The organism is Methylobacterium gregans (assembly GCF_022179245.1).
GTDB classification, from domain to species: Bacteria; Pseudomonadota; Alphaproteobacteria; order Rhizobiales; family Beijerinckiaceae; genus Methylobacterium; species Methylobacterium gregans.
On sequence record NZ_BPQM01000138.1, the window covers coordinates 24,287 to 30,286 of the forward strand.

6 protein-coding genes are annotated in these 6,000 nt (G+C 73.7%); 1 reads left to right on the forward strand and 5 read right to left on the reverse strand.

All coding sequences use genetic code 11. The features are described from left to right. From MFF54_RS23780 to MFF54_RS23790, 3 genes are all read right to left on the reverse strand, one after another. Entirely contained in the window at nt 1-204 is a 204-nt protein-coding gene (locus MFF54_RS23780) for a SlyX family protein (protein ID WP_238306682.1), read from the reverse strand. Nucleotides 205-234: 30 nt separating this feature from the next. Further along, complete coding sequence (locus MFF54_RS23785; RefSeq protein WP_238306683.1) at nt 235-1,380, reverse strand: GGDEF domain-containing protein; 1,146 nt, start codon at nt 1,378-1,380, stop codon at nt 235-237. Nucleotides 1,381-1,802: 422 nt separating this feature from the next. Continuing rightward, nucleotides 1,803-3,287 (reverse strand): hypothetical protein, encoded by a 1,485-nt coding sequence (locus tag MFF54_RS23790; RefSeq protein WP_238306684.1) that lies wholly within the window; start codon nt 3,285-3,287, stop codon nt 1,803-1,805. Between the two features lie 267 nt (nt 3,288-3,554). On the opposite strand from MFF54_RS23790, the gene MFF54_RS23795 reads away from it, so the two are divergent. After that, on the forward strand, nt 3,555-3,953 hold the full coding sequence (locus MFF54_RS23795; RefSeq protein WP_238306685.1) for a DUF3775 domain-containing protein: 399 nt from the start codon (nt 3,555-3,557) through the stop codon (nt 3,951-3,953). Between the two features lie 11 nt (nt 3,954-3,964). Here MFF54_RS23795 and MFF54_RS23800 read toward each other — a convergent pair whose 3' ends face one another. Both MFF54_RS23800 and MFF54_RS23805 read right to left on the reverse strand, forming a co-directional pair. Then, nucleotides 3,965-4,834, reverse strand: a complete 870-nt coding sequence (locus tag MFF54_RS23800) for an alpha/beta fold hydrolase (protein WP_238306686.1) — start codon at nt 4,832-4,834, stop codon at nt 3,965-3,967. A 22-nt stretch (nt 4,835-4,856) separates the two neighbouring features. Then, nucleotides 4,857-6,000 (reverse strand): sensor histidine kinase (locus MFF54_RS23805; RefSeq protein WP_238306687.1); only part of this gene is annotated, 1,144 nt, incomplete at its 5' end.

Sequence of the window (6,000 nt, forward strand, 5' to 3'; positions counted from 1 at the left end):
TCAGTAGTGCGGCGGGGGCGGCTCGGGCCCGCGGGGCACGCGCTCGGCGACGGTCTCGACCTCCTCGTGCAGGGCGGCGACCTGCCGGGTGAGGCGGTCGATCAGGCGCCACTGCTCCGTCACGACGCGGTTCAGGTCCTCGATCGTGGCGTCCTGCTCGCTCAGGCGCATCTCGAGGCGGGTGAGGCGGGCCTCGTCGCTCATGCTGTCTCCCGGTTCCGTGCCCGGGGTCTATCACGCCGCGCGGGGGAGGGGAGCGGCCGCCACCACCCGGTCGCGGCCGGCGCGCTTGGCGGCGTAGAGAGCTTGGTCCGCCCGGCGCATCAGCGCGTCGAAGTCGCCGCAAGCCGCGCGGGCGACGCCGGCGCTGGCCGCGAGCCGCAGGCCGGGCAGTTCCGGCAGCGCGATCGCCGCGAAGGCGCGGCGCACCCGCTCGGCCCGGGCCAGCACCGCGGCCGGGCCGTCGTCGACGATCAGACAGGCGAACTCCTCGCCCCCGAGGCGCCCGATCGCGGCCTCGGGCAGGAGCGCGCGGGCGAGCGTGCAGAAGGCGACGAGCACCCCGTCCCCGACCGCGTGACCGTGGGTGTCGTTGACGGCCTTGAAGTGATCGAGGTCGAACAGCAGCAGGGCGACCGGCTCGCCGCGCGCCAGCCGCGCCTCGGCCTCGGCCACGAAGGCGCGGCGGTTGGCGACGCCGGTCAGCCCGTCGGTCGAGGCGGCGATCCGCTGCCGGTGCTCGGCGCGCTCCTTCACCAGGGCGATGAAGCCGAAGGCGATCGCGAGCGTGAACAGCATCGCGGCGAAGCACAGGCCCGTGACCCAGTCGGACTGCAGCGGGTTCCGGGTATCCTGCGGCGGCGCCAGCAGCGTCGCCGGGATACGCGCCGCGTAGCAGGCGGCGTAGGCGGCGAGCAGGATCGTGGTCGCCCGCCGGGAGGGCAGGGGCTCGGCCCGCCGGGACCAGATCGCGGCGGCGCTGGCGGTGCAGTAAACGGCCGCGAGCGCCGAGGCGAGGATCACCCGCGCCGCGATCGAGGCGTAGAAGGCCGGGACGCAGCAGAGGGCAAGCCACGCGAGGGCGCCTCCGAAGGCGAGGAGCGGCCGGAGACGCCGGCCCTCGAACGCCTCGACCCCGCTCCAGATCAGACCGTAGGCGCTCAGCACCGCGGTGTTGGCGGCGACGATCGAGACGGCGTCCGGGATCAGGCCCCGGAGCGCGAGACCGGCCGAGCCGAGCGCTCCGAGGATGTGGGCGAGGCCCCAGATCAGCAGGGCCGGCGCCTCCCGCTGCTGACGCCACGCGAACAGGAACAGGCCGCCGACCATGAGCGTCAGCACGAAGGTCACGATCAGCAGGGTCGTGATGTCGAGCCGCATCGCTGTGGCTGCCTGCCCCCGGAGACGACGGACCGGGACTGGGAGACCCGGCAGGCCGATCGAAACGCTTCACCGGGACCGGTGCGACGGCGAGGCCGTTCGAACCGATCCATCGCATCGCGCGCCCTCGGTCTCCCGAGCGAACCGTAGATCCGTGCGCGTGGACCCATCGCGCTGCAGATCCGCACCACGCCGGAACGGCGGCCGCGATCGCCGCGTCGGGACAGGACACCGATCACCCGCTTATACAGCAAAGCTTAGCCGCTCGATAGGGCCGTTCCTGACTTGACCCTGCACGGAAGCGGCCTGCTCAGACTTCGGCTTGAGACGGCTATGCTTCGGATATGTTTCAGGGTTTGGCTCGGGGCGAGCCTCGCCGGGCGCGACGGCCCGCGCGCCCGGTCCGAGCCCTGGCCGCCCGCTCAGCGCGTGGCGACCGGGCGCACCGTCCAGGTTCCCCAGTACACCGGCCGTCCGTAGAGCGTCGAGACGGCGCTGCCGTCGCGGCGCGGGGCGAGCCGGTCCAGCCAGGTGAGGAAGCCGGATTTCGCCGAGAGGGAGTCCGGCACGTCGAGGTTCCCGTAGCGGTCGGTCATCCAGTAGTGGGCCACCCGGCCGAAGCGCCCGCTGCCGTCGCCCCCGGAGCGCAGACCGAGATAGGCCGGCGAGCGCTGGGCCGAGACCGGCGCCGAGAACAGCTTCAGGGCGGCGAGGGCGTCGATCGACAGGTCGGCGCTGTACTGCATGCAGATGTCCGGCACCGGGCCGCCGGGCGCGTTGGCCGGGCGCCGGCAGCTGTAGGAGAGCGCCCAGCGGTCCATGCCCTTGGCTTTGGCCGCGCGCACCATCAGGCCGGGCGGCAGCGCGGTCATCAGGGTGCGCGGCGCCGACCAGACGCGCGCGGCGCCGAGGTCGCGGCTCGTGCGGAGATAGAGCGCGGTGCGCCGCCGCGGCGGAGGCTCGCTGCAATCCTCCGGCATCACATCGGTGTACACGTAGTGGTAGAGTTGGCCGACCACGCTGATCGAGCCGCTGAGCCCCTGCGCATCGAGGCGCTCGGAGGCGCAGTTGCCGACGACCGGCCGTCCGCCCTCGTCGAGCACGGCGGCCGGAGGCGCGACGGACTCGCGGCGCCGGCCCGCGCCATCGGTGAAGGGGACCCAGGCGACGCCGCCGTCCGGGCCGCGGCTGCGGACCTCGAAGCTCTCGAAGTCGTAGGTGCGGGCCTGGATCTGGACCCGCCGCGCCGTGTCCCCGGTGCCCACCGTCGAGATCAGGAAGACGTGGTAGTAGGCCTCGCCCGCCCAGTCGCGGCCGACGACGACGGTCGGGTTTCGGGCCGCCACGCCGAACTCGGTCTCGGGTTCCGGCTCGGTCGCCGCGTCCCGCCCGCGCCGAACGCGCCGGGATCGGGGTTTTGCCGGCTCGGCCTGAGTCTCCCACAGGCGGGGTTCGGCCGCGGGCATCGTGGTGGCGAGCTGTTCGAGATTGCGACCGGACTGCACCGCGCCGGAATCCATCGGGTCCGTGGCGCGCCGGGCCTCGCAGGACTCCCGGCCGCGGCGGTCCCCCAGCGGCGTCTCGCCGTGGTAGACCACTTGGAGCGGCCCGGCCGTGCTGCCGCTGCCAAGGCGCAGGATCTGCACGCCGCGCGCGAAGGCGCAGGGCGGCGGCGCCCAGAAGACGCCCTCCGCCTCGGACCCGTCGCGGCAGATCTCCAGCGCGCCGCCGCCGGTGCGAAAGCAGGCCGGCACCATTCCCTCGGTATTCTGGGCCGTCACGGCCGTGCCACCCACCGGAATCAGGGCGGCCGACAGAAGCCAGGTCCTGACCCGCCACGACGCGCGTCGGCGGTTCACCGGCGCGTTGGTCTCCGGCGCGGGGATCTCGATTGTCTCTGCGCTCATCCTGCCGCCGTCGTTCCGCGCCGTCAGCGACGGGCGCGGCCCTGTAACGGTTCGCGATCCCATCCCGATCCGCACCGCTTGTGGACGGCGCCGGGGAGAGGCGGAAGTCCGGCAGATCACGCAGGCATGGCGGCGGTCGAAGGGTCAGGCCAGGGGCTCGAACGAGGGATCCAGGCATGAGGACAGGGCCGGGCGGCGAACCGGGCGGCCCCTCGGAAGTTGTCGCTGGTCAGTAGGGCCGCGCAGGCCGCCGGATCGGAGTGCTTCATGGATATCGCCGTCGACAAGGTCAGCGAGATGATCGTGCGCCTCAGGGCCGTCGAGGTGAAGGAAGGGCCGACCGACCCGGATTCGGGCTCGAACCCGATCGACGATGGTGCCACCGACGTGCTGGTCGGCGGGACCGACGACCAGACCGAGCGCGAGATCCGCGATGTGATCGCCGGCCTCAACGACGACGAGCGGGCCGACCTGCTGGCCCTGCTCTACGTCGGCCGGGGCGACATGGAGCCGGAGGAATGGGCCGACGCGGTGCGCTTCGCCCGTGACCGGGAGGCTGCCGGGGAGGGCGCCGCGCGCGAACTCCTCGGTGTGCCGAACGCCAGCGACCTGCTGTCGGAGGGGCTCGACCGGCTCGGCATCACCCCGGACCTGCCCGAGGATTGAGGGCGGGCGGATCACGCGGCGCCCGACCGGCCCTCTCTCAGGAATGCCACGAGCGCCGCGTTCACCGCCTCCGGCTCCTCGTGCTGGAGCCAGTGGGTCGCCTCCGGGAACCAGTGGACGCGGCCCTGATCGCAGAGCGCGAGGCTCGCCTCTGCAAGCCCGGGTTGCAGGGCGTGATCGCGCCGGCCCCAGAGGATCAGGGTCGGTGCCCGGACCCGCGGGGCGGGCCGCCGCGGCAGGCGCAGCGCCCGGTACCAGTTCAGCATCGCCGTCATGGCGCCGGGCCGGCCCCAGGCCTCGGCGTAGCGGTCGAGCTCGGCCGGGCTGAAGGTCCCGGGCCGGGCGGTGTCCGCGAGCGCCCGCCGCAGGATCCTGCCGTTATCCGCCAGGAGCCGCCGCTCGGGCAGGTGCGGGATCTGGAACAGGGCGACGTAGACGCTGCGCAGCCACTGGCCCGGATGGCGCCGGGCGTAGGACGCGACGATGCCGGGATGCGGCGCGTTGAGGATCGCCAGCCGCTCGACCCGGTCCGGATGGAGGCTTGCCACCCACCACGCGACGAGCCCGCCCCAATCGTGCCCGACGAGGCGGACGCGGTGGTGGCCCAGCGCGTCGGCGAGCGCCGTCACGTCGGCGGCCAGACGGTCGAGATGATAGGCCGCGATCCCCTCGGGCCTGGCACTCAGGTTGTAGCCGCGCTGGTCCGGTACCGCGAGGCGGAAGCCCGCCTCGGCGAGCGGCCCGATCTGATGGCGCCAGCCGTACCAGAATTCCGGGAAGCCGTGCAGCAGGATCACCGGTGGCCCGTCCGAGGGGCCGGCCTCGGCGAGGTGTAGGCGGGCGCCAGGCAGATCGACCGTCCGGAACGCGGGCTCCACCATGTCGGCCTCCTCTCGCGCCGCCTCAGCCCGGCATCGGCAGCGGCGCGATGCGCGGCGGCGGGGTCGCGCCGGCCTTGCGCTCCAGGAGGCTCGGCGGCGGCACCGGCGCCGCGATGGTGCAGACGACGCCGCCCGGCTCATAGGCAAGCTGCACCTCGCCGGCCAGTTCCCGGGCGAGCCCCCGCTCGATCAGGCGCGAGCCGAATCCGGTGCGGGTCGGCTTCGTGACGGGTGGGCCGCCGCTCTCGGACCAGCGCAGGGTAAGCCGGGTCTCGAGGCCCCGCGCGACCGACCACGTGATGGCGACGCGCCCGCTCTCGTTCGACAGCGCGCCGTACTTGACCGCGTTGGTGCCGAGTTCGTGCAGCGCCATGGCGATCGAGAGGGCGACCCGGGGCGGCAGGCGCAGGGGAGGGCCCTCCACGTCAAAGCGCGAGCGCCCGGGCTCGCTCGCGTCGAGCGGGCGGATCGCGTCGGACACCACGGTGCCGAGCTCCGCCCCCTCCCAGCTCTCCCGGGTGAGCACGTCGTGGACGCGCGCCAGGGCGAGCAGCCGCGCCTCGAAGGCCGCCCGCGCCGCGTCGGCCGCCGGGCCGTCGAGACCGCGTAGGGACTGGCTGGCAATCGACTGCACGGTGGCCAGCGTGTTCTTCACCCGGTGGTTCAGCTCGTGGATCAGGAGCAGCAGGTGCTCCTCGGCGAGCTTGGCGTCGGTGATGTCGACGTTGCAGCCGGTGTAGCCGAGGAAGCGGCCCGCATCGTCGAGGCGCGGCACGCCCTCGCAGCGCAGCCAGCGCGTCGCCCCGTGCCGGTCGATCACCCGCATCTCGGTCCGGAAGGGCTGGCGGGCCGCGAAGGCGTCCGCGAAGGCGCCCGAGAAGGCCTCGAGGTCGTCCGGATGGAGGATGCGGTGCCACCCGGCATCGGCGAGCTCCGCCGCCGGGATGCCGAAGAGATGGTCGAAATGCATGTTGACGAAGCTGACCTCGGCGGTCTCGTCCGTCATCCAGATCAGGGCCGGGGCGGAGTCGGCCATGTGGCGGAAGCGCGCCTCGCTCTCGCGCAGCGCCGAGAGGCCGCGCTGCGTCTCGTCGAGGGCCCGGTCGCGCTCCGCCTCGCGGGTCCGCAGGCGCAGCGAGGCGTCGGACAGCACCTCGCCCAGGCGC